General features: G+C 52.6%; 21 protein-coding genes. 13 read left to right on the top strand and 8 right to left on the bottom strand.

Annotated elements, in window-relative coordinates; translation table 11 throughout:
* The first annotated feature begins 3 nt into the window (after positions 1–3).
* Genes rsxB through HZS79_RS02405 form a run of 7 tightly spaced genes read left to right on the top strand, consistent with a single transcriptional unit; the run spans position 4 to position 6384 of the window.
* On the top strand, positions 4–606 hold the full coding sequence (rsxB, locus tag HZS79_RS02435) for an electron transport complex subunit RsxB (RefSeq protein WP_179926955.1): 603 nt from the start codon (positions 4–6) through the stop codon (positions 604–606).
* Entirely contained in the window at positions 593–2257 is a 1665-nt protein-coding gene (rsxC, locus tag HZS79_RS02430; protein ID WP_179926954.1) for an electron transport complex subunit RsxC, read from the top strand. The genes rsxB and rsxC overlap by 14 nt, the downstream gene beginning before the upstream one ends.
* Positions 2254–3288, top strand: a complete 1035-nt coding sequence (locus tag HZS79_RS02425; RefSeq protein ID WP_179926953.1) for an RnfABCDGE type electron transport complex subunit D — start codon at positions 2254–2256, stop codon at positions 3286–3288. Before rsxC ends, HZS79_RS02425 begins: the two co-directional genes overlap by 4 nt.
* Positions 3285–3932, top strand: a complete 648-nt coding sequence (gene rsxG / locus HZS79_RS02420) for an electron transport complex subunit RsxG (RefSeq protein WP_179926952.1) — start codon at positions 3285–3287, stop codon at positions 3930–3932. Before HZS79_RS02425 ends, rsxG begins: the two co-directional genes overlap by 4 nt.
* Positions 3929–4630 carry an electron transport complex subunit E gene (locus HZS79_RS02415; protein ID WP_179926951.1) on the top strand — a complete coding sequence of 234 codons (702 nt, stop codon included), beginning with the start codon at positions 3929–3931 and terminating at the stop codon, positions 4628–4630. Before rsxG ends, HZS79_RS02415 begins: the two co-directional genes overlap by 4 nt.
* A 15-nt stretch (positions 4631–4645) precedes the next feature.
* A complete protein-coding gene (gene nth / locus HZS79_RS02410) occupies positions 4646–5284 on the top strand; it encodes an endonuclease III (RefSeq protein WP_162217435.1) in 639 nt (212 codons plus the stop codon).
* A gap of 29 nt (positions 5285–5313) precedes the next feature.
* The gene (locus HZS79_RS02405) at positions 5314–6384 is read left to right on the top strand and encodes a carboxysome shell carbonic anhydrase domain-containg protein (RefSeq protein WP_162217436.1); all 1071 of its coding nucleotides are present in this window, start codon (positions 5314–5316) and stop codon (positions 6382–6384) included.
* 12 nt (positions 6385–6396) lie between these two features.
* Here HZS79_RS02405 and HZS79_RS02400 read toward each other — a convergent pair whose 3' ends face one another.
* Genes HZS79_RS02400 through HZS79_RS02385 form a run of 4 tightly spaced genes read right to left on the bottom strand, consistent with a single transcriptional unit; the run spans position 6397 to position 10534 of the window.
* Positions 6397–7455: a tRNA-queuosine alpha-mannosyltransferase domain-containing protein gene (locus HZS79_RS02400; RefSeq protein WP_179926950.1), complete on the bottom strand. Its 1059-nt coding sequence runs from the start codon at positions 7453–7455 to the stop codon at positions 6397–6399.
* The gene (locus tag HZS79_RS02395; protein WP_162217438.1) at positions 7455–8462 is read right to left on the bottom strand and encodes an ArsA family ATPase; all 1008 of its coding nucleotides are present in this window, start codon (positions 8460–8462) and stop codon (positions 7455–7457) included. Before HZS79_RS02395 ends, HZS79_RS02400 begins: the two co-directional genes overlap by 1 nt.
* Before the next feature lie 48 nt (positions 8463–8510).
* Positions 8511–8813 carry a cory-CC-star protein gene (locus HZS79_RS02390; protein ID WP_162217439.1) on the bottom strand — a complete coding sequence of 101 codons (303 nt, stop codon included), beginning with the start codon at positions 8811–8813 and terminating at the stop codon, positions 8511–8513.
* A 44-nt stretch (positions 8814–8857) separates the two neighbouring features.
* A complete protein-coding gene (locus HZS79_RS02385) occupies positions 8858–10534 on the bottom strand; it encodes a carbon starvation CstA family protein (RefSeq protein WP_162217440.1) in 1677 nt (558 codons plus the stop codon).
* Positions 10535–10833: 299 nt separating this feature from the next.
* On the opposite strand from HZS79_RS02385, the gene HZS79_RS02380 reads away from it, so the two are divergent.
* From HZS79_RS02380 to HZS79_RS02365, 4 genes are read left to right on the top strand one after another with little or no spacing between them, the layout of a single operon-like run.
* A complete protein-coding gene (locus HZS79_RS02380; protein ID WP_162217441.1) occupies positions 10834–11208 on the top strand; it encodes a response regulator transcription factor in 375 nt (124 codons plus the stop codon).
* The gene (locus HZS79_RS02375; RefSeq protein ID WP_162217442.1) at positions 11205–13265 is read left to right on the top strand and encodes a 3'-5' exonuclease; all 2061 of its coding nucleotides are present in this window, start codon (positions 11205–11207) and stop codon (positions 13263–13265) included. Before HZS79_RS02380 ends, HZS79_RS02375 begins: the two co-directional genes overlap by 4 nt.
* Positions 13262–13462: a hypothetical protein gene (locus HZS79_RS02370; RefSeq protein WP_162217443.1), complete on the top strand. Its 201-nt coding sequence runs from the start codon at positions 13262–13264 to the stop codon at positions 13460–13462. Before HZS79_RS02375 ends, HZS79_RS02370 begins: the two co-directional genes overlap by 4 nt.
* Before the next feature lie 25 nt (positions 13463–13487).
* Positions 13488–16253 carry a sensor histidine kinase gene (locus HZS79_RS02365; RefSeq protein WP_179926949.1) on the top strand — a complete coding sequence of 922 codons (2766 nt, stop codon included), beginning with the start codon at positions 13488–13490 and terminating at the stop codon, positions 16251–16253.
* Between the two features lie 3 nt (positions 16254–16256).
* On the opposite strand, the gene HZS79_RS02360 is transcribed toward HZS79_RS02365, so the two are convergent.
* The 3 genes from HZS79_RS02360 to HZS79_RS02350 are packed head-to-tail and all read right to left on the bottom strand — an operon-like array spanning position 16257 to position 19020.
* Positions 16257–17384, bottom strand: a complete 1128-nt coding sequence (locus HZS79_RS02360; RefSeq protein ID WP_162218366.1) for a DUF294 nucleotidyltransferase-like domain-containing protein — start codon at positions 17382–17384, stop codon at positions 16257–16259.
* Between the two features lie 33 nt (positions 17385–17417).
* Positions 17418–17744, bottom strand: a complete 327-nt coding sequence (locus HZS79_RS02355) for an HlyU family transcriptional regulator (RefSeq protein ID WP_162218367.1) — start codon at positions 17742–17744, stop codon at positions 17418–17420.
* A 55-nt stretch (positions 17745–17799) separates the two neighbouring features.
* Positions 17800–19020: an argininosuccinate synthase gene (locus HZS79_RS02350; RefSeq protein ID WP_162218368.1), complete on the bottom strand. Its 1221-nt coding sequence runs from the start codon at positions 19018–19020 to the stop codon at positions 17800–17802.
* A 208-nt stretch (positions 19021–19228) separates the two neighbouring features.
* Here HZS79_RS02350 and rnt point away from each other — a divergent pair, with 208 nt between their 5' ends.
* Together rnt and HZS79_RS02340 are read left to right on the top strand one after the other, a co-directional pair.
* Positions 19229–19897 carry a ribonuclease T gene (gene rnt / locus HZS79_RS02345; protein WP_162218369.1) on the top strand — a complete coding sequence of 223 codons (669 nt, stop codon included), beginning with the start codon at positions 19229–19231 and terminating at the stop codon, positions 19895–19897.
* A 174-nt stretch (positions 19898–20071) separates the two neighbouring features.
* Positions 20072–21331 carry a 6-phosphofructokinase gene (locus HZS79_RS02340; RefSeq protein ID WP_179926948.1) on the top strand — a complete coding sequence of 420 codons (1260 nt, stop codon included), beginning with the start codon at positions 20072–20074 and terminating at the stop codon, positions 21329–21331.
* 92 nt (positions 21332–21423) lie between these two features.
* Here the strand turns inward: HZS79_RS02340 and HZS79_RS02335 are convergent, their stop codons facing one another.
* The gene (locus HZS79_RS02335) at positions 21424–23139 is read right to left on the bottom strand and encodes a protein kinase domain-containing protein (protein WP_162218371.1); all 1716 of its coding nucleotides are present in this window, start codon (positions 23137–23139) and stop codon (positions 21424–21426) included.
* Between the last annotated feature and the right edge of the window lie 28 nt (positions 23140–23167).

Below are 23167 nucleotides of genomic sequence, written 5' to 3'. Positions count from 1 at the left end.
ACCATGGTTGATACGTTTTCATGGTGGGGCATTTTCAGTGCCATAGGCGTGCTCACCGGAATTGGAATAACCTTTGGCGCACTGCTGGGTATGGCCAGTGTGCGCTTTAAAGGTGAAGAAAACCCACTGGTTGAGCAAATTGACGCCTTACTACCGCAAACCCAGTGCGGACAGTGCGGCTATCCAGGCTGCCGACCCTATGCTGAGGCCATTAATCAGGGGGATGCCCTGAACAAATGCCCACCTGGCGGCGAAGCCACTATCCACGCGTTAGCAGATTTATTGGGCCGCGAGCCCGCGCCATTGGATGGAGAGGCAAGCAGCGAAGATACCGTCGCGTTTATTCGTGAAGCCGAATGCATTGGCTGTACTAAGTGCATCCAAGCGTGCCCGGTGGATGCCATTATTGGTGCCGCTAAACAGATGCACACTGTCATAGAAGATGAATGCACTGGCTGTGACTTATGCGTCGCACCCTGCCCCGTGGACTGTATTGATATGCTGCCAAGGGCAAAGCCGCTCAACCAATGGCAGCCGGTAATTAATCCCTCGCCACTCATCGCCAGCGACCGCCAGCCAAGCAGGAGTGAGCATGCCCGACTATAATTTTCCGGGTGGCATCACCCCACCTGATCGAAAAGAGCGTTCGAACCAGTCTCCCCTCCGCACCGCTACGCTACCTATTAGCGTAGTGCTTCCGCTGAAACAGCATTCAGGCAGCGCCGCCCTCCCTGTGGTTAACATTGGTGATACGGTTCGCGTGGGTAACCTGCTCGCTCAGCGCGACGGCATGGTATCGGCTAACCTGCATGCGAGTGTCAGCGGCACTGTCACTCACATCAGTGACAGCACCATTACCATTGAGGCAGATGGCCAAGACCAATGGCAACTGCTACCACCGCTTGACTGGCGAACCGCTGCCAATGAAATGCTGGTTGAAAGACTGGACACCTGCGGCCTAACGGGGCTAGGTGGCGCAGGTTTTCCTACCTATATCAAGGCCCAGGTCGCCAAACATCACTCTATTGATACGCTGGTGGTGAACGCCGCCGAGTGCGAACCCTACATCACCGCAGACGACCTGACACTGCGGTACTACGCCAATGACGTGCTTGAAGGCGCACAGCTTATCGCCAAGCTCTGTGGCGCTGAACAAATTGTGGTCGGCATTGAAGATAACAAACCACAAGCAATCGGTGCGCTTAAAGCCGCCCTTCCCCACTACCAGCAACCCACTGGTATCACGCTTAAGGTCATTGAAACCCGTTACCCTAGCGGAGGCGAGCGGCAATTAATCAAAAAGCTATTAAATCGCGATATTCCGAGCGGCGGTTTGCCCGGCGATATAGGCGCACTTTGCCATAATCCTGGTACGTTGCTGGCAGCACTTTACGCTGTGCGCGATGGCAAGCCACTGGTCGAACGTATTGTGACGCTCACAGGAGATGCGATTAACGCGCCAGGTAACTATTGGGTTCGTCTCGGCACGCCTATTAAGGCACTACTCGCGCATGCAGGACTGGAAACCAAGCATCTACACCAAGTCATTGTCGGCGGTCCAATGATGGGAACGCCACTCACCACCCTAGATGCGCCGGTCACGAAAACCACCAACTGCCTAATTGCGGCCACTTATGAAGAATTACCGCCAGCGCCGTCAGAGACACCCTGCATTCGCTGTGGAGCCTGTGAAAGCGTATGTCCTGTACAGCTTCTCCCTCAGCAGTTGCACTGGTATGCCCGAGCCGCGACCGATGATGCACTTGAGAAGCTTCACTTATTTGATTGTATTGAATGCGACGCTTGTAGCTTTGTATGCCCCAGTCATATTCCTCTAGTGCAGGATTATCGTGCGGCAAAACAGCGCATTCGGCTTAAGCGGATAGAAACCGCCAAAGCTGACCACGCCAAGCATCGATTCGAATTTCGTCAAGCCCGGCTGGCACGCGAAGAGGCAGAGAAACAGGCGCGTCGCCAGGCCAGGCTCGCGCAAAAACACCAGCCGTCTAGCAACAGCCCGCCATCAGGCAGCGTTACGCCCACGGCAGATTTACGTAGCTTACGCATTGCGCAAACCGCCGCTAAAGCGGCCGTTAAGAAAGCTGAAAAAGTATTAGCCAGAGCGGCTGAGCAAGACCCACACCAGCGCCATGATGATTTAGAAACTCAGTTGGCTACCGCTCAGGAAAATCTCAAGGCGGCCGATGCTCGACTTGCAGAGGCTCGCGCTGCAGCCCCAAAAAAGGAAACACCATGAGTATGATGCGCGCCTCGCAATTAGGCGCAGCCCCTCCTACTGCCCATTTAATGCGCTGGGTGATCGTTGCTACATTGCCAGGCATTGGAGCCATGACGTTTTACTTCGGGCTGGGCATCGTTAGTAACGTACTGCTTGCTGCACTGTTTGCGTTAGCCGCAGAAGCACTCGTGTTGAAGTTCCGCCGCCGTCCGTTACCGCCTGCGCTTATGGATTCAAGCGCGTTACTAACAGGCGTACTCTTAGGTGCATCGTTACCACCGGCAAGTCCCTGGTGGCTAATTGGCACTGGGGTTATTGCTGCCGTAGTGGTCGCTAAACAGCTGTATGGCGGACTAGGCCATAATCCCTTCAACCCCGCCATGGTGGGTTATGCGCTGTTGCTAGTGTCGTTTCCCACCTACATGACATTATGGTCGCCTCCGCAGCCACTGATACCCGAAAACCTATGGGGCAAGATAAGCGGCACCTTGCCGGGTTCGGCGCTTGATGCACTAAGTGGCGCCACGCCGCTTGATGCCTTTAAACATAAAGGGGAAGCGGTGCTGGCCAGCGAATTTTGGGCGGATCGACCGCTACCGGAGGGAACGCTGAACGCTTGGCGCAATGTAGCCCTAGCCTGGCTAGCGGGTGGACTGCTATTGATTGGCAAACGGATTATTAGTTGGCATATCCCTGTTTCAATGCTTGTTAGCATGACGGTACTTGCAACGCTTTTTTATGCCAGCGCCCCCAGCCACTATGCCTCGCCATTTTTCCACTTAGTCACTGGGGCAACGCTGTTCGGGGCATTTTTTATTGCCACTGATCCTGTCTCGGCAGCCACTAGCCGCCGCGGCAAGCTTATTTTTGGCGCTGGGATCGGCGTCTTGGTCATGGTAATTCGTACGTTTGGCGGCTACCCAGATGCCGTGGCATTTGCCGTTTTACTGATGAACCTATGTGTACCGCTCTTAGATATCTATACCGTGCCACGCCCCACGGGGCAGCCTAAATCGCAACAGCGCACAGGGCAGGGAGAATCACGATGACTCCCCGCCAGGCCATGCTACGCGGCGCTTTCGCCTTAGGGGTGTTCTCACTGGTCACCGCTGGCAGTGTGGCACTCACCCGTGCCGTAACTGCCGAACGTATTGCGGCTCACCAGCAAGCCTATCAACACCGACAGTTACAGGAAGTCTTGCCAGCCCCCTTTGTCGATATAGCGGTGCAAACAGTGTTAGAAAGTAGCTTCGAGCTACCCAGCCCCGAACAGCTTGGGCATCAAGCCTCTCAACGTGACTCGCAACGTGGCTGGCATGTACAAAGCGGCACTCGAAGCGTCATCATTCTTCCCGTGGTGACACGGCAAGGCTATAACGGCGAGATTCAGCTACTGGTAGGCATCGACCAGCAGCAACGCATCACCGGTGTACGTGTTACCCAGCACCAGGAAACGCCTGGGCTAGGTGATGATATTGAGCGCCAGCGAAGCGACTGGATAACCAACTTTAATGGGTTGGGTTTAAACAGCCTGCCGCCGAATGGATGGGCCGTTCGCAAAGATGGCGGCCATTTTGATGCGTTTACCGGTGCCACCATTACACCTCGTGCAGTCGTCAATGCCGTTCACCGCGCGCTCAACTATGTCGCTGACACTGACCTCCCCATCACTTTCGAGGAGCCAAGTCCATGAGCCAGTGGCGCGAACTCACCCGTAACGGCCTTTGGTCAAACAATCCTGCTCTTGTTCAACTGCTGGGGCTATGCCCGCTGCTAGCCGTTAGCGGCAGCGTGGTGAATGCACTGGGGCTGGCAATTGCCACGTTGCTCGTCATGGTCGGCTCCAGCACGACCATTTCACTGATTCGCCACCAAGTTCCCAGCGCGGTACGGCTGCCCGCGTTTGTGATGGTGATTGCCGCCTTTGTAACCTGCGCAGAGCTTTTAATGGCAGCATTTGCTTACTCGCTCTATCAAGTGTTGGGGATTTTTATTCCGCTGATTGTTACTAACTGCGCCATTCTAGGACGTGCCGATGCGTTTGCATCTCGCCAACCGGTACTACCTGCCGCTATCGATGGTTTTATGATGGGAGTGGGCTTTGGGGCCGTATTGGTACTGTTAGGAGCAATCCGCGAACTGCTCGGTAAGGGCACACTGTTTAGTGATATGGCATTACTGTTCGGCCCGGTCGCCGCTAATTGGCAATTAACCCTGGTCAACGATTACCAGTTCCTGTTTTTTGTATTACCTCCCGGTGCTTTTTTTGTTGCAGGCCTGTTAATCGCTTTAAAGAATGTGCTTGATCAACACCTTGCTGCGCGTGCGCAACCTGCAACAGTGGCACCCCGAACAGAGCGTCGAGTACGCGTCACCGGCACTATCAAATAACCAAGAGAACACCCCATGAATGCCCAAAAGCGACACGAAATCTTTGCTCGCCTGCAGGCGGAAAATCCGCATCCCACGACTGAGCTACACTGGGGAACCCCTTTTGAACTGCTGGCGGCCGTGCTGCTCTCTGCTCAAGCAACAGACGTTGGGGTCAATAAAGCCACTGCCAAACTGTTTCCTGTGGCCAATACTCCCCAAGCGATCATTGACCTTGGTATTGATGGGCTAAAGAGTTACATCAAAACCATCGGGCTGTTTAACACCAAAGCCGAAAACCTGATGAAAACCTGCCACTTACTGATCAATCAACATGGTGGTGAGGTGCCCGAAACACGCAAGGCACTGGAAGCCTTACCCGGGGTTGGGAGAAAAACCGCCAATGTAATCCTCAATACCGCGTTTGGCCAACCCACCATTGCCGTGGATACCCATATTTTTCGGGTTGCTAACCGCACGGGAATCGCCAAGGGTAAAGATGTCGTTGAGGTTGAGCAGAAACTACTACGCCATGTTCCTAATGCATTTAAACAGGACGCCCATCACTGGCTGATCTTACATGGGCGTTATACCTGCATTGCTCGTAAACCACGCTGCGGCAGCTGCATTATTGAAGATTTGTGCGACTATAAAGATAAAACCGAACTTGCCTAATCGCCCAGGCGACACTCCCGAGGTTACTAATGCCTAGCCCTGCTAAACTGCTTCATGATCAGCCTATCGCCCAGCGTATTGATGCGCTATTGAGCCTTTCCAAACAGCACGCCGAGCATTTTTGTAGCCCTGGCGCTTGGCTGGCGCGGCAACGTTATATGGCACAGCATCCCACTTCAATCGTCGTGATGAAGTGCATGGATGGTCGTATCCACATTCCTCACGCCACCCGCACGCCACTGGGTATTATTACCCCCTTCAGGAACTTAGGGGGTATTTTCGATTTAGGGTGGCCCTATCTGGGTGAACTGCTTACCGAGGCCGTGATAGACGCTGCCAAATCGGGCCACGCTACCCTAATGCTGATCACTTATCACTTTTCAAGCGGCCATCAAGCACGCGGTTGTGCCGGGTTTGATTGTGACACCGAAGCCGCCAAAGCCCATGCCTACGCTATCGCGAAGCAAGCAGGCCAGCTGTTCGGCAGTGATCATCAGCAGGTTTATCCGTTAGTATGTGGCTTCGAAACCGACAGTGACGCGCTGATCATTCACGGCCCCCAAGGTGACGTGCTTGATATACGTGACTGGCTAGGTCACTGCGAAGAAGCGTTAGACGCTCGGCTCGCGAGCCTATGCCCGGATATGCCAAAAGAGATCCAGAAGGATTTACTACCGCTGCTAGAAGGCAACCTTGCTCACGTAAGTGCGTTGCACGGTGTTAAGCGAGAGCTAGATATTGAGCACCGTGAATGGGTCATCTGTATTGGTCGTGGATTTGATTTTCTACACCTACCCAACACCGCGCTGATTATCGGCCCCTATGGCCCTGATTTAGCCGAACCCATTGGCACCGCCGCAGCGATTATTGACGCTAACATGCAGGCGGGAAGAATCCCTGACGATGGCTTTATGCTGCTTGCTTCAACCCCCTATCAGCACAGTGGCGTAGATCGAGCACGCGCTGAACTGAAATCGCGTTTTCTTTCTGATTTCGCCGAACACGTCATTCAGCGCGAACACCCCTCACTCGCCAAAAAGATGCGCCGCCATACGGCGGTCGTACACTGGCCGACTCGGCGGCTAGACTCACTGGATTGAGCCTAGCGTCGATCAAGGATTCATCAAAAGCGTTCGGTAAGCGCTACGCCACTCCGGCCACTGCCACTGTTGGGTATTTAACAACTCAGGCTGACTGCCTGGATTTGATAGCCAAGCATGAAGCCGCTGGTAAAGGCCTCCTTGGGTTCCATCAAAGCGATAGTCACTAGGGTATAGCTCGGGGAAACACAGCCTATCTGGCACCAGCGGAATCGCTCCGCGCTGGGCAGCTTCCATAATGGCTAACCCTTGGAACTCGTGCCACGTAGTGGAGACCACAATGCCACCGCCATTCAACAGTGCCTGATACGCTTGTTCAGGCTGGGGCCCCCAGCAAATCGTCTGTGCCGCCAAGCGTTCTTCTGCCTCAGCAAAAATAGGCGGAACATCGCGAAAACGCTGGCCAAGTACCGCCAGTTCAAAAGGCACCTGCTGCTCACTCAGCGTTAACAGCACCGCGAAAAAATCGTCGGGATTCTTATCGTACTCCCAACGATGGTTCCAAATAATACGCCGTGGGTTGGCATTAGACTGAGAAGTGCCAGCTAACGGCATTATCGGGACAGGTAATACTTTCGCCTGCTGACGTAATCGCTCTAGCGGTTTGGCTGCCGGCAGATTTTCAGGCATTTTCTTCAAAAACTGCCGAGCACCCTCGAAGAAGGAGTCGCGATTATAGGCAGTATTAAACACCAGCGTGTCTGCCGCCAGTGCCGCGTAGAGGTTCACCATCTTTGCCTCTACCTGGGGTATCTGGTCGCTGGATTCAGGATAAGCAAACTGGTTTTCATGGAAGTAAACTATCTTTTTAGCTTGCCCCAGATGGGGAAATAAGCCAACGAGCGTGGCGATATCCACCATCGAGGTGGCCAACACAACATCGTAGGAGTGGCTGAGGGTCTCATGCTCTTTGAGCCACCAGTTCAATGGGTTACCGCGAATGCGCCATGAAAAGTGGCGCGGCGGTAAGCTCAGAAGTGTCCAAGAGATGTCATCAAGTTCGGCCATTAGGCTTTGCGCCCAGTAGCGGTGACTAACCGCTTCGTAGGCCGATAGTAATAGTACCCGCATTAAAAACCCTGCTGTTCCAGCTTTGTCGCCAACACCTCTAACACACCGATGCCTTGAACATCAGTGGGCAGCCAAGGGAGCGACGGGCGCGGCAAACGTTCAAATAGCTGATCAATACGTGCCAGGTAACTCGCTTCCTGCTCACGACGCGCCTGTAGAAACTCACCGTCGGCATCGGTGGGAATAACCCGATTAATCAACACACCAGCAACCGGTATATGAACGTCCTCCAATGCCTTTACCGCGCGATCCGTTTCCAATATGGGTAGCCTTTCTGGCGTCATCACGAATAGAAAACTGCATGCTTTCTGATCTTCAATTCGTCGCCTGGCTTGATGAAACAGCCGCCGCCGGTCTATCAGCGTTTTCGCCACGTCGCGGGTGCGCTCATCCAGTTCCGCTAGGGGGTCTTCCGAGGGGTCATCAAACGGCGTCGCCACATCACGCCCGCGCTTCGGGGTCAGATGATCTAATACTTTACCAAGTTCAGCTGATTTACGGTTGTGCGCTAACAAGCCATCCGTCCAGGCTGCCATTGCCTCTGGCAACGTGAGTAATCGAAGGGTATGCCCCGTCGGCGCGGTATCAAAGATAATCAGGTCATAGGGGGCACTGTCATCCACCATTAAGCGGGCTAGCCGCTCAAGCAACGCAGCTTCCTGAGTACCCGGAGATTGCCGCGTCAGGCGCATCTGACGCTCCAGTTCTTGCATCATGTCGGGGGCTGCAAAGCGGCGCATTTGCTTGACCACTCGCGCCAAGTGGGCTTCGACTTCAATGTCAGGATCAATTTCCATGGCATCTAAGTTGGGTAATAAGCGCCGTGGTGTATCACCCAGGGTGCGATCAAATACATCGCCCAGGCTATGTGCCGGATCGGTAGAAACCACCAATACACGTTTCCCACGGCTGGCCGCAAGCACTGCCAATGATGCTGCAACGGTGGTTTTACCCACGCCACCTTTGCCGCCTACCCAAAGCAGACGGCGATTAAGAACTGCTTGCATGATACTTCCTCACGTTTGGCCGAATTCGAGACTGTTGCCACTGGAACATCAACAGCAGCGAAAGTGATCCAATGGAGAGTGCTCCATACCCATCCGCTGGTGCCATTCGTGAAAACGCTCCAGCAGTAGTGGCTGTAGCTCTAGCGTGTAATAAGAGGCTGGATTCTGTAAGCCCATCATTTCGGAAAATACCAGCAGCATAAACAGATCGTCTTCGTCGCGCTGAGCTCGGGCAATAGCACCTCGATAGCGGGCACTATAAACCTCTTCGGTAAAAAAACGGGCTTGGTCTAACCAAGCCCGCAGTTTATCGCGACGTGACGACGACCCGGACGTTGGGTCATCGTGCATGAGATTACCTCCTGGTTATGTCAATTAACGGAGCAGTGACAGCATTAATCCTTCTGCATCGCCATTTCGGCACGCGAGCGCTTCAACGCCGAGGCACACTCCATGGCCACCATAATCGCTGCAATCAATACCACGATATCCAGTACCAGCAAGAACATGTTGCCCTGATTCCAGAAGGTGCGTAGCTGTATTAGTAGCGCCAAAATCGTCATCACCAGCAAGAAGCATAGCGGTGCAAGCGTGTACCACATGGGGCGCTTCATACGCACTAGCATCACCGTGATCACCAGCAGCGTCAGACCAGCTAACAACTGGTTAGTGGTGCCAAATAGCGGCCAGATGATCAACCCGCCCGAACCATCTGCGCCCCCGGCACCAAACGCCAGTAGCAAGCAGCTGCCGACGGCCAGAAACGTTGCGATGGCAGGTTTTTTCATCCACTGCTGGTTATAAATATCGCCCCACTCTTGGAAGATGTAGCGCTGGAGGCGAAGTCCCGTATCCATGGTGGTGCCCGCAAACAACGCGGCCATAACGGTTAGCAGTGTGGCTGCCGTGGCTTCAGGCAAACCAATACCATTGTGAATAATAAAGGCTCCCCCTTCGACAAAAGCGTTCACGCCCCCTTGGCCAAAGGCGCTGTACATCGCCTGCCAATCACCTAACGTAGCAAAACCTGCCGTCGCTGCCAGAATAGCAGCCAGCGCCAGCATGCCTTCACCCACTGCGCCAAAGTAGCCAACAAAACGTGCGTCAGTCTCTTTGTTGAGCTGTTTCGATGTAGTGCCTGACGACACCAACCCATGGAACCCAGAAATAGCACCGCAGGCGATAGTGACAAATAACAGGGGTATTAACGAGGGTGTTCCTGCGGGTACGTCACTATTAAATGCAGGCGCGACCATGGTTGGATTCAGCAGTACCAAGGCACCATAGAGAATAATCAAACCGATAAAAAGCTGTAGACCGTTGATGTAGTCGCGTGGCTGAAGTAACACCCACACCGGCAGCAGTGAAGCAATGGCAGCGTAACCAAACAGGATCAGGATCCATACCGCATTGCCAGACATCCCACCGACTTCAGCTGGCATTTGAATCGGAACAGAAGGCCCAATACCGATTAATGCATAGAGCGCCACGACACCGATAATGGAGACAACCGGCAGACTAAGAATGCGCCGATAGATAAGCTGGCCAATTACCAAGGCCACCAAAATGGCCCCCCACACGGGGACTACTGCGCTTGAGAAATTCATCATCAGCCCAGCAATGACCACCGCAAATACAGCGTTCACCATCAGCAGGACTAAAAATATAACGATCATGAAAATACTGCGAGCACGCTTACCTACGACGTCACCTGTCAGGGCACCAACAGATTTCGCTTTATTGCGCACACTGGCCCAGATAGCGCCGAAATCATGTATACCGGCAAAGAAAATAGTCCCGAATACCACCCACAAAAAGGCGGGTGCCCACCCCCAGATCACCGCGATAGCAGGCCCAACAATCGGGGCAGCACCAGCCACTGACGTGAAGTGGTGCCCCCATAGCACAAAGCGGTTAGTGGGTACGTAGTCAACACCATCCTCAAATTCGTGGGCAGGCGTTTTGAAGTCAGGATCCAATTGGTAGATCTTTTCTGCAATAAACTTTGAGTACACAAAGTATCCCAAAGCCATGGCACCAAGACCCACCACTAGCAAGACAATCGCACTCATGGGCGTAGCTCCTAGATGATGGTTCGTTGTTATTGAAATACGCAACAAGCTTTATATCGCTATATATATTGGTACGACTAAATAGTTAAGTCCATGAAGAAGCTTGATTAATATTTTGATTTACCCCAAAAGTTGTAGAGTGTCGTTAGTTTTGTAAAGACTCTATAACTAGCGGCAATGCATCACTCAAGGATGTCAACCCACGTCGAAGGTCGTCTTGGCTGAGTGGCATCGTCTGCCTAAACTCTTTTATAAGTCTATTTCACACCCCCTACTTCCACACCCATAGGGAGAGCTGCATGGCCAAAGTACTGGTGGTCGACGACGAGCCCAATATTGTCCTGTCTCTAGAGTTTTTAATGGAGCAGGCAGGTTTTCAGGTGGTTACTGCTTATGACGGCGAAACGGCGCTGGAGCGAATTAGTGAGAATGCCCCCGACCTACTCCTTCTAGATATTAGCCTCCCTGGAATCAGTGGTTTTGATGTACTGGAGCATCTGCGCAGCTCAGAAACCACAGCGCGCCTTCCCGTCATTATGCTGACCGCTCATGGGCGAGATATAGAGCGGGAAAAAGGTATGGCGCTTGGTGCCGATGACTACATCACCAAGCCATTTTCAACACAAGCACTCATTGAGAAAGTCAAATCATTGCTGAATGGGAAGCAACCATGACCCGGAGCGGGCTTCCAAAACGTCAACGCCTGATAGGTCTGTGGCTACTCCTGAGTGGTATCAGCCTGCTAGGGGGCGCTATCTTCGCTGCTTGGCTTGATGCCCAACTCTCGCCCACAGGCATCACTCGTGCCGCGCTTTGGCTAGGCAGTTTCTCTGGTGGCGCCACTATTTTTTTAGTAGGCCTGCTGTTAGAACGCATGCTATTTACCCCGCTGCGCCACTTACAAGTTCAGTTGGCAAGGCTGGTCGCGAACCCTGATGCAAGGGATGAACATCCACCTGAAGGTTGGCTCAAGGGCCTTGGGCCTGACTTGCGCCGCGTCCGCGAAAGCTGGCGTGGAGATCGCAACCGCCTAGCGACTGCTCACACAGAAGGCGCTCGCAGTGCGGCTAAAATTCGCCGAGAGTTAGAGACCCTCTTACAAGTCCTCGAAACTCCTCTGTTACTCTGCGACCATCATCGCCGACTAATGCTGTTTAATCAGGCGGCTGAAGATTTCTTTGTCGATAACGCATCTCTGGGCTTGGGTAAGCGCTTGGAAGCCCTGTTACCCGTCGCTAGCCTTCAACAAGCGCTCAGCCAATTACCCACCGACGGCTCTCCCAGGGAGCTACTCGCTCCGTGCGACAACCGCTGGCTAAAGGTCATTCTGCGCCGAGTCCCAGGTAGTGATGGTGAAACACTGCTAACGTTTGGCGATGCGACCGCGTCATGGTCGAATGAAATGGGGGTAAGAGCAGAGTTGGCAACAATGCTACCTCTACTACGTCGACATACCGCCAGCCTCACCAGCGCTGCTGACGCCTTAATTCAGCTGCGCCATAACGGAACGGATAACCCCACGCTGCGTCAGCGTTTTGAACACGTTATTCAAGAAGAGGGCGTTACGTTGGGTAATACGGTCGCTCAAATTGGACAGCTATTAGACGATCTGCAGCATCAAGGCGAGCGTTTAACCCCAATGTGGTCAAATGATTTTTGGCAAGCATTGGATGAACGCCTTGACCCAGCTCACCGCTTAATCACCCCTGTAGGTATGCCTGCATGGTTTAAAGGCGACGCACCAGCCTTAATCGTGCTATTTGACTCTTTGGTGAAACATCTCAACTCCCAACTACCCGTTAGTCACTTTGAAGGTGAAATATGCCTGGGCAACAAGCGCGTTTATTTGGATTTGATTTGGCAAGGTAGCGCACTACCCGAGCAGGAGCTGTCAAAGTGGCGTCGTCAGCCATTGCCTTCGCTACCGCTCATGCCCCTGGTATCCGACGTATTACGCCAGCACGCCAGTGATATTTGGAGCCTGGCTGACGATGATGGCATTCACGCCCGTTTACGACTGCCGTTACCAGCCATTGAACGCGTCGGAGCACCGAGAGAAACCGCGCCACCTCGACCCGAGTTTCATGATTTCGGCATCGCCGACCTTCCACCGCCGGATGAAGCGCTGGCAAACCGAGCGCTGCGGAGTTTAGAAGTCGTGGCGTTTGATACCGAGACCACCGGGCTTGAACTTCGCCGAGGCGACACCGTCATCAGTCTGGGCGCTTGCCGCGTGGTAAACGCTCGCTTGCTGGCCAATGAGGTCTTTGATCAAAAAGTAGATCCACGACGCCCCATCCCGCTTGCCAGCACCGCCATACATGGGCTGACAGATGCCGATGTAGCGGGTGCTCCACCGCTGGATATTGTCCTTACTCGCTTTCGTGACTATGTTGGGGAGGCTGTTCTGCTGGCGCACAATGCCTCGTTTGACATGCTCGCCATCAGCAATAAAGGCGTTACCTTTGATCTACCTGTCATTGACACCCTGCTCATTTCAAGGGCCTTGGATGAAGCATTAGACGGGCATGATTTAGATACGCTCGCCCAGCGCTACGACTTGGCATTCCCACCTGGCACACGCCACACTGCATTAGGTGATGCTCGTGTTACCGCTGAGCTATGGTTAGCCCTGTTACCAAGGCTAGAAGCACGTGGCGTAGATACGCTGGAACAACTACTGGCACTTCAAGCCAACGCATTTGACCGACAAGATGCGAGCGCCTCATGAAACTCACTAATGGAAAATCCAGGAAATCCGAGCGCTTAATCGCCCTTCTCGCAGTGGCGATCTTCCTGTTCAGCCCACCGCTGATCATCATCGTTGACCGATTTTCCTCTTCCAGTGTGAGCTGGCTACCGCTCTACCTCTTCGCAGCCTGGGGGGTGGTCATCGGCCTAACTGCTTGGCTAATGGAACAACGCTAATGGAACAACGCGCGGGATGCAGGCCATGCGTACAGATGCCCTAATTCTTGTTACTGCCTTTGGCTATTTGGCACTGCTGTTTATCGTCGCCGCATGGGGTGACCGGCGTGCAGAGCAAGGCCGTTCGCTGATTGGCTCACCAACGGTATACGCGCTATCTATCGCCGTTTACTGTACTGCATGGACCTTTTACGGCAGTGTTGGCCGAGCAGCCGAACATGGTCCTAGCTTTTTGCTTATCTATCTTGGCCCCACGCTGGCCATGCTGATGGCTCCTGTTGTGATCCGCAAAATGGTACGCATTGCCGCCCGCCAGCGGATCACCTCTATTGCAGACTTTATTAGCGCTCGCTATGGAAAAAGCACCAGCCTTGGAGCGCTGGTTGCCTTAATGGCGCTTATTAGCATTACGCCTTATATTGCGCTGCAGTTAAAAGCTATCACGGTTAGCCATGCTGTCTTAGTGAACTACCCCAACACCGCTGACACCACCCTGGTTGATGAACGCTTTTGGATGGATAAGTCACTTTGGGTTGCGTTGGTATTAGCGGTATTTATTATTCTTTTTGGCACCCGTCATTTAGATGCAAGTGAGCGGCATGAAGGTATGGTCGCCGCAATTGCCTTGGAATCACTCGTCAAGCTGGTGGCCTTTATGGCCGTTGGCATTTTTGTCGTGTTCGTCATGTATGAAGGCCCTGGAGCACTGTTTAGTAGTGTGGCCGCCACACCTGAACTGGTCGAAAAGATGGGACTGAATAGCGTCCCCGGAGGTGCTACAGGCTGGGTGGGCATGCTGATACTGGCTTTTTTAGCCTTTCTAACGCTACCTCGCCAGTTCCAGGTATTAGTGGTTGAAAACGTCGATGAACAGCATTTAACCCGGGCGAGCTGGTTGTTCCCGCTTTATATGCTGCTGATCAATTTGTTCGTTATCCCGATTGCCTTCGCGGGCTTGTTGTTAGGCGTTGGCGCAGGTGATTCAGACAGTTTTGTTCTCACACTTCCACTCTCAGCAGGGCTTGAAGGATTACCCCTGTTGGTATTTATCGGTGGGCTTTCTGCAGCCACGGGCATGGTCATTGTAGAAACCATTGCGCTTTCTACAATGGTCAGCAATCAACTGGTTATGCCTTTATTGCTGCGCTCTAAGCGAATGCACCTCAGTACCAGCGGAGAGCTAGCCGGTTGGCTGCTAGGTATCCGGCGTATCGCCATTGTGCTGATTCTGCTACTTGGCTATCTGTATCACGCGTTGATTGGCGACTCGTATAGTCTGGTTACGATAGGGCTTGTCTCTTTTGCGGGAGCCGCTCAGTTTGCGCCTGCGTTATTGATTGGCCTTTATTGGCGTGGTGCCACTCGTAAGGGAGCCACCGCTGGTCTTATCGCCGGCTTTGTGGTTTGGAGCTACACCCTATTGATACCAGGCTTCGCTCAATCGGGTTGGTTAGATGCAACGTTACTGACCCAAGGCCCCTGGGGCATTTCCTGGCTAATCCCCTACCGCTTATTTGGCCTTGACGGTTGGGATATTTATACCCACTCCCTGCTGTGGAGCATGTTAGCCAATATAGGGCTACTGGTGGGCATATCACTTTTCACCCGCCCCACACCGTTTGAACAAACCCAGGCGGCTCTATTCACCCAGGCCTTACACCCCAATTTACAAACGACGGCGCTGTGGCGCGGCCAAACCACCCAGGGCGAATTAAAGGAACTGCTGATTCGCTACTTGGGTAACCAGGTAACACACCGCGTATTTAGTCAAAGCGATAGCAAAAGCAACGAGCACCCTGACAACCCCGCAACGGCTGATTTGATTACTCGTTCTGAGCAGGCACTAGCAGGCTCGCTGGGCAGCGCATCAGCACGGGTATTGATCAACTCGGTCGTGCGTGGAGAAGCCTTAGATATTGAATCGATTCTAAGCATTCTTGATACAACGTCACAGACGCTGGAGTACAACCGCCGTTTAGAGCAAAAATCCCAAGAGCTATTAGCAGTGAGTGATGAACTACGTGGTGCCAATGAACGGCTGCGGGAGCTCGATCGGTTGAAAGACGAATTTGTAGCGATGGTAAGTCATGAGCTCCGCACCCCGCTGACGTCGATCCGAGCCTTCGCCGAAATTTTACGTGATAGTGGCCAACTGCCCGACGAAAAGCGCCAGCATTTTCTGGGGGTTATTGTGCATGAGAGCCAGCGGCTTTCGCGTTTAATTGAGGAGATTCTTGACCTCGCTCGTTTAGAGAGCGGGCGCTTAACGCTCAATCCTACGCCGCTTGATTTATCAGCACTCGCTCGGCAAAGCGTTGATGCCGTTGCACGTTTACACGAAGATCGTGGCATTTCACTCGACGTCAGCATAACAGCAGAGACCGCAATAGTGGTCGGTGATCAAGACCGGCTGGAACAGGTCATTATTAATCTACTTGATAACGCCAGTAAATTTGCCGACCGAGATCATCCTGAAGTACGCCTCTCCCTTTACCGGCATCGCCAACACTACCGCTTAAGCGTGGAAGACAATGGCCCAGGCATCAGCGCTGATGAACGTGAGCGCGTCTTTGAGAAGTTTCATCAAATACAGCAAAGCGGTGAGACACCACGCGGGCGCCCTAAAGGCAGTGGCCTTGGTCTGCCAATTAGCCGAGGGATCATCGCCCACCTTGGCGGGCGGCTCTGGGTGGAAGACGCTAAAACTCTGGGTGGTGCGTGCTTAACCCTCGAACTTCCTGCAGCGCCAGATAAGGCAGTGCCTGACGACCCGAAAACAATAGACGGCTAGACGTTATGCCTTCTTCACCTGATTCACAAATGCCTTAATTTGCTGCATATCAAACTTTAGCAATAACCGTTCGTCGTCACGCAACCGGCGCAAATCCACCCAACCATCTGCCACTTGGCCATGTGCCATGTTATGGCGCTGCTGGCCTAGCAGATAGTGCTGCATACGCTCAAAAGCGGCTAGCAGTAATGCCGACTGTGCTTTTGTTAATGCATTAGTGAAATGCGAAAGCGCCAACAGGCGCTCACGAGTACCTATTTCATAACACTGGTGGCGTATGCAAAGTAATCTAAGCGCACTAATCAGAGGCATTAACCCCTGGCGCTTAAGATTCACCGCCTGATCGTAAGGTGCTTCAAGCGTCGGATGCGAGGCAATGCGCCCAAAACGATCTAACGCCACCGGCAGTTCATCAAGCAATGCTGCCATCTCGTGCAGAAATAATGGTGCATCAGAAAGCGTTGAGGCAACGCCTGCCCCGAGCGATTCCGCAAGCGCAGGATTGCCCATGACCGGTGCAAAATCGAGCAATATATTAGTTTGCTGAACACGTTTTACCTGGCGGTCAGCACTCCAAATGTCTAATTGTTGCTGCCATTCGCTCAGACGCTTACGCCACATCGGCCAACGTGCCATCACATGGCCATGGCAAAGCGGTATGCCCACTTCGTCTAAACGCTGAGTGAAGCGCATGCTCAGCGCTTGAAAATAACCATCGATTTCGACGTGGCGGGCATCCGGATAGTCGTCGATAATCAGTGCATTATCCTGATCGGGACCTAGCAAGCTTTCATATCGCGCTGCAGAGCCAAGCATGAGCACGCAGTAATCTACCGGCGGCTCTCCCCACCCTTGCGCTTGCATTTCGTCAATCGAGCGCGTAATGGCTTGGCGGTATAGCCAAGCATTATGATCGCTAATTAACTGGCTAATACGCCAGGCAGGTACGTCATAATGTACAAGTGTATCCACAAAAGCTGGCTGGGCGGCATAGGCATCCGCCAAGGTTCTATGCGAAGCGAAAACGGTCGCGTGGAGGTCGCGTAACGGTGCGGTCAGCGCGGGGACATCAAATGCGCCATTATGACCAATCAAGGAACGCCAAGGGGAAGCTCGGTATACAATGCGCATACGCCGCTCCTTAATTAGAAAAACGTGACGTTGTTAGGATTCGCTACCCTGACGAGGATCAGTGGTGAACATATCCTCACCTACTTCATCAATAAAGCGCTGCGCTTTGGTTATCATCATTGCATCACAGGCGTCACGGCCTGGCAGCATGTCAGAACGCTCAAAACGGTGCTCGTGGGTCACTCCTTCGCTATCCAGCTTGCGAATCCAACCACTAACGCGATATTGCCCGCTTTGGTTGTCAGGCTGCGAGACAATCAAATAGTCTTTATATTCAACAGGCTCAGCAGCATTGGTGCCGCCCTCTGAGACGTCTTTTGCCGAGCCACCTAACAGGCCTGAAAACAATTTTTTAAACATACACACTCTCCAGCAATACAAGCGGCCAGCACCGTGCTGGCCGCTTTGTGCAAGCTTAACTTTGTAGGCGACCTTTACCGGCAGCAATGCGCAAACGCAGTGCATTCAGCTTGATAAAGCCTTCTGCATCTTTTTGATCGTAAGCACCTGCATCGTCTTCAAAGGTAGCAATAGACTCATCAAATAACGACTGCTCAGACTTACGCCCAACAACCGTAGCATTGCCTTTGTAGAGCTTCATGCGAACAACACCCGCGACGTTTTTCTGGGTTTCGTCGATGGCTGCTTGCAACATACGGCGCTCAGGGCTCCACCAATAACCGTTGTAGATCACCTCTGCATATTTAGGCATCAATTGATCTTTAAGGTGTGCTTCTTCACGGTCGAGTGTCAGCGATTCGATAGCGCGGTGGGCACGCAGCATAATCGTGCCCCCTGGCGTTTCGTAACAACCGCGGGATTTCATACCAACATAGCGGTTTTCAACGATATCTAAGCGGCCAATGCCGTTGTCGCCACCCAGCTTGTTCAACTTTTCAAGCACTTCATGGGGCTTAAGCGTCTCACCATCGATGGCTACAATATCGCCATTCTCAAAGGTCAGCTCTACGTAAGTCGGCTGCTCTGGAGCGGCTTCGGGAGAAACACTCCAGCGCCACATGTCTTCTTCTGCTTCGGCCCACGGGTCTTCCAAAATGCCGCCCTCGTAGGAGATATGCAACAAGTTGGCATCCATGGAGTACGGTGATTTTTTCTTTTTATTTGAGAAGTCAACCGGGATGTTGTGCTCTTCACAGTAAGCCATCAACTTCTCACGAGAAGTGAGATCCCACTCACGCCAGGGAGCAATAACCTTCACACCAGGTTTCAGTGCATAGCCACCCAGCTCAAAGCGCACCTGGTCATTACCTTTACCGGTCGCACCATGAGAAATGGCGTCAGCGCCAGTCTCGTTAGCGATTTCAATCAAACGCTTGGCAATTAAAGGACGTGCGATGGAGGTACCCAGCAGGTACTCCCCTTCATAAATCGTGTTGGCACGGAACATTGGGAACACATAGTCGCGAACAAACTCTTCGCGAAGGTCTTCAATGTAAATCTCTTTAACACCCAGCGCTTGAGCCTTAGTACGTGCAGGTTCGACTTCTTCACCTTGACCGATGTCGGCTGTAAAGGTTACTACCTCGCAGTTGTAGGTCTCTTGCAACCACTTCACGATAACGGATGTGTCCAGGCCGCCTGAATACGCCAGCACAACCTTTTTGACATCGGACATTCTTTGCTCCTTGTTTATGAAAAGCAGTTCACCAAAATACGCAGCGCTATGTACTGCGCGATAACACAAACCCTGAGTATAGCGCTCTCAATGCTCAGCGAATACCGTCAACGACGCCTTAGGGGTAAAGCTGCTAGAATCACCCCAACAAAGAGGTTGCTTTAACCACTTGTCCTGACCAATTACTCGCTTTACTAAGGAGAGTTGCATGAGCGAGGCATTTGCCCGCGAATTAATGGCCCAACGATTTCGCAGTTATCTGCCGGTTGTCATTGATTTAGAAACGGGGGGGTTCAACGCCCAAAATGACGCTGTACTCGAAATTGCCGCCGTGACGCTCACCATGGATCCAGACGGTAATTTATTACCCGATGCCACTTATGCGTACCACATCCACCCGTTTGAAGGCGCAAACGTGGAGCAGTCTGCTCTTGATTTTACAGGCATCAATCTTGATGACCCACTGCGTCGTCAAGTAGCGCTGAGCGAGTCTGAAGCACTCGGTGAAATTTTCCGTCCTATCCGAAAATCAATAAAAGCACACGGTTGTTCGCGGGCAATTCTTGTTGGCCACAACTCTGCCTTTGATCACGGCTTTCTCAATGCAGCAGCTAACCGTTGTGGTGTAAAACGCAACCCTTTCCACCCTTTTTCCAGCTTTGATACTGCTACGCTAGCAGGCTTTGTATATGGCCAAACCGTGCTCGCCCGTGCTTGCCGCGCAGCAGGTATCGAGTTCGACAACAAATCTGCTCACTCGGCCCGTTATGATACCGAGCGTACGGCAGATCTATTTTGCGCGATGGTCAATCGCTATAAGGACTTAGGTGGATGGCGGCTGGCTCAGCAGGAACAGGAGCTAGATGATGCCGAGTAACCAGGCCTCGTGATGCACCTGCAACGGCTTTACGCTAAACTTTGCGGCCATCATACGCTACGTTGTTTTAATGGCCTGTTCCAAGGAACAGGCTTTTCAAGCAAGCAAAGGAAAGCTACTTTCCTTTGCTTGTATAACGATTTAACCCCCGTTTTCAGGAGATGAGACGTTTCCATGGCTCAGCATAATGCCTTTTACGCCCAATCCGGTGGCGTTACCGCCGTCATCAATGCCAGCGCCTGCGGTGTTATCGAAGCTTGCCGGCAAGCGCCCGATCAGATTGGCAAGGTATATGCCGGTCATAACGGCATTATCGGTGCCTTAACAGAAGATCTCATCGATGTGACGCAAGAGAGCGATGAATCTATTGCCGCTTTGCGCTACACCCCAGGCGGTGCGTTCGGTTCTTGTCGTTATAAGCTTAAAGATATCGACACTCATCGCACTCAATATGAGCGTTTAATTGAGGTCTTTAAAGCCCACGATATCCGTTACTTTTTTTACAATGGTGGCGGTGACAGCGCAGATACCTGCCTCAAAGTGTCACAGCTGTCTGAAAAGCTTGGCTATCCCCTGACAGCTATTCATGTGCCCAAAACAGTGGATAACGACCTACCTATTACCGACAATAGCCCTGGCTTTGGCAGCGTTGCTAAGTATATTGCCACCTCAACCCGTGAAGCTTCGCTGGATATCGCGTCAATGTGCGCGACGTCTACTAAAGTATTTGTGCTGGAAGTGATGGGTCGTCATGCAGGCTGGATTGCAGCAGCGGGCGGGTTAGCGGGAGCAGGCGAAGGTGAGCCTCCCCATCTGATTATCTTCCCTGAAGTCGCCTTTGACCGCAAAGCCGTTATGGCGCGAGTGGAAGAAAGTGTTAATAAGTACGGCTACTGCGTCATCGTTGTATCAGAGGGCGCCCGCTATGAAGACGGCACCTTCCTTGCTGATGCCGGCAATACGGATGCCTTTGGTCACCGTCAGCTAGGCGGTGTCGCGCCGACGCTTGCAGGCATGGTAAAGCAAGACCTTGGTTACAAATACCACTGGGCAGTTGCTGATTATTTACAGCGTGCAGCGCGCCACTTAGCGTCTAAAACCGACGTTGAGCAAGCTTATGCCGTGGGCCGCGAGGCGGTAACATTAGCACTGGCGGGTAAAAACGCCATGATGCCTGCCATACGCCGCATTTCTCAGATGCCTTATCAGTGGGATGTCATCTCCGCTCCGCTGGCTCAGGTGGCTAACCAAGAAAAATTCATGCCCCGCGACTTTATTAGCGAAAACGGATTTGCAATTACCCCAGCCTGCCGAGAGTATCTCTCACCGCTCATCCAGGGTGAAGATTTCCCACCGTTTGAAAATGGCCTGCCCAAAGTAGCCAAATTGAAACTTGCAAAAGTCGAGCAAAAGCTGCCTAAATTCACCCTGTAAGCATCTCGTAATCAGCAACGGAGCGGCCCGATGAATGGTTTCATCGGGCCGCTTTTTGGTAACCACTTTAAGCTGACGTGATAGTAAGCTGGTTAACGCAGCAGCCAGGAAAGCACGAGCAGCAGTAAGAGAATACCTGCCACACCTTGCCAAAAACGACGGGACTCCTGTCGGGGTTCTTCGCTGGGTGGCATTCGCCCTAACGGCATACGCAACGCATGCAAGAATTCAGACATCCGCCTGAAGCGCAGTGCCCGCTGTGGGTCAAGCGCACGCCGCAAGGCATCATCCAGCGCGGGGGTTATCTCTGGATTCGCCGTGCGAGCACTGCGATAGCTGAGCTCTTCAAGGTCGGTATGGCTACGAAGGCGATTAGGCGTCAGTGTATAGGGCAGTTCGCCAGTTAATAGCCAGTAGACCGTTGACGCCAACGAGTACTGATCACTACGCCGACCTACGCTATCGCCTAACGCATATTCCGGTGCCGAGTGTTCATTAAAACCGATCTGTCTTAGCAATTCGCCAGAGTGGCGGTGTCCATCTACTTCACGCATGTGACACGCACTAAAGTCAGCCAGCACCAACTTACCATGGGTATCAATCAAGATATTATCAGGTGTGATTTGCTGATGAATGATATCGCGGTGATGTAGCGCTTTAACTGCTTTTCCTAACTGATTAGCGATATCCAAGCGTTGCACTAAGCTGGCCTGCGGATGCCGTTCCGCCCACTGCCTAAGCGTTTCGCCTTCCACGTGTTGCATCAAGTAGTAAAGGTAACGGCGGGGCCTTGATGACTCCATCACTTTTACGACAAACGGTGAATTGACCCGCTCTACCACCCACTGCTGTAGCAAAAAATGCTCCAGATAGGCATTGCGCAGAGAAAGCTCAGGGCTGGGAGCCTTCATCACCATTTCACGCTCGGAATAAACATCGCGGACACGATAAACTCTGGACTGAGCATTTCTAGAAAGCACCGATAAGACTTCAAGCCCATCGAGCCGGTCACCTGGGGCTAATTCAGGCGGGATAGGCAAGTCGCCATAAATCAGACCTGGATGATCCTCTGATTCTTCTGGCAATTCATCAATACGCACCAGTTGAAAACAAAACTGATCCCCCCCGTACCCTCTGTCCTGTGCGCGCTGCTTCGCCTCGTTGGCCAGACATTCACAAGCAGCGTCTAAATCACTGGCATTTTGACGAATGAGTCGGACATAGTCGGAAGGCATTAGTGTGCCGCGTACGCCCTGGGTGGTAAAAAGAAAAAAATCACCTTGTTTGAGTGGCAAGTGCGTATAGTCAATATCAACACTACCATCCATACCCAAAGCACGTGACGGGTAACGATACCCGCCTATATCGGTCACATGATCCCGAGTGAGCTGCTCAAATTCCGCACCTCGTAAGCGGAAGACCAATGTGTCTCCCATATGAAACAGGTGTGCTTCTCGCTCGCGATAAACCATAGCCGACAACGAAGAAACGAAGCTACCTGCCTTCACATGCTGGCTTTGGCTATAGCACCAGCCGTTGAGTGCTCGCAACACTCTTGTGGCCGACGTTTTTGTGTCCCAATGATCAGGCGTAGAGTAATAGTCAGCTAAAAAACCGCGAACACTTAAATCACCAGCCTGCTTGGCCATTGTATTGCGAGAAATCGAGTCACTAATAACCGCGCATCCACCTTTCACTTTCAACAGCGGCACATCTGGCAGCCGCACCGACATAGAGCTTCGATGTAGACGCCTATCGGGAGCAACAAAGGCTTGACCATAACTGATTAGTAACTGGGCGTGCGCCACTCATCCTCCTAGGCTTAAGGCTCTTCAT

Source organism: Vreelandella zhaodongensis, from assembly GCF_013415115.1.
GTDB lineage: Bacteria > Pseudomonadota > Gammaproteobacteria > Pseudomonadales > Halomonadaceae > Vreelandella > Vreelandella zhaodongensis.
The sequence above is the reverse complement of the archived record's forward strand: the minus strand, read 5'-3'. Positions and strand labels throughout refer to the sequence as shown.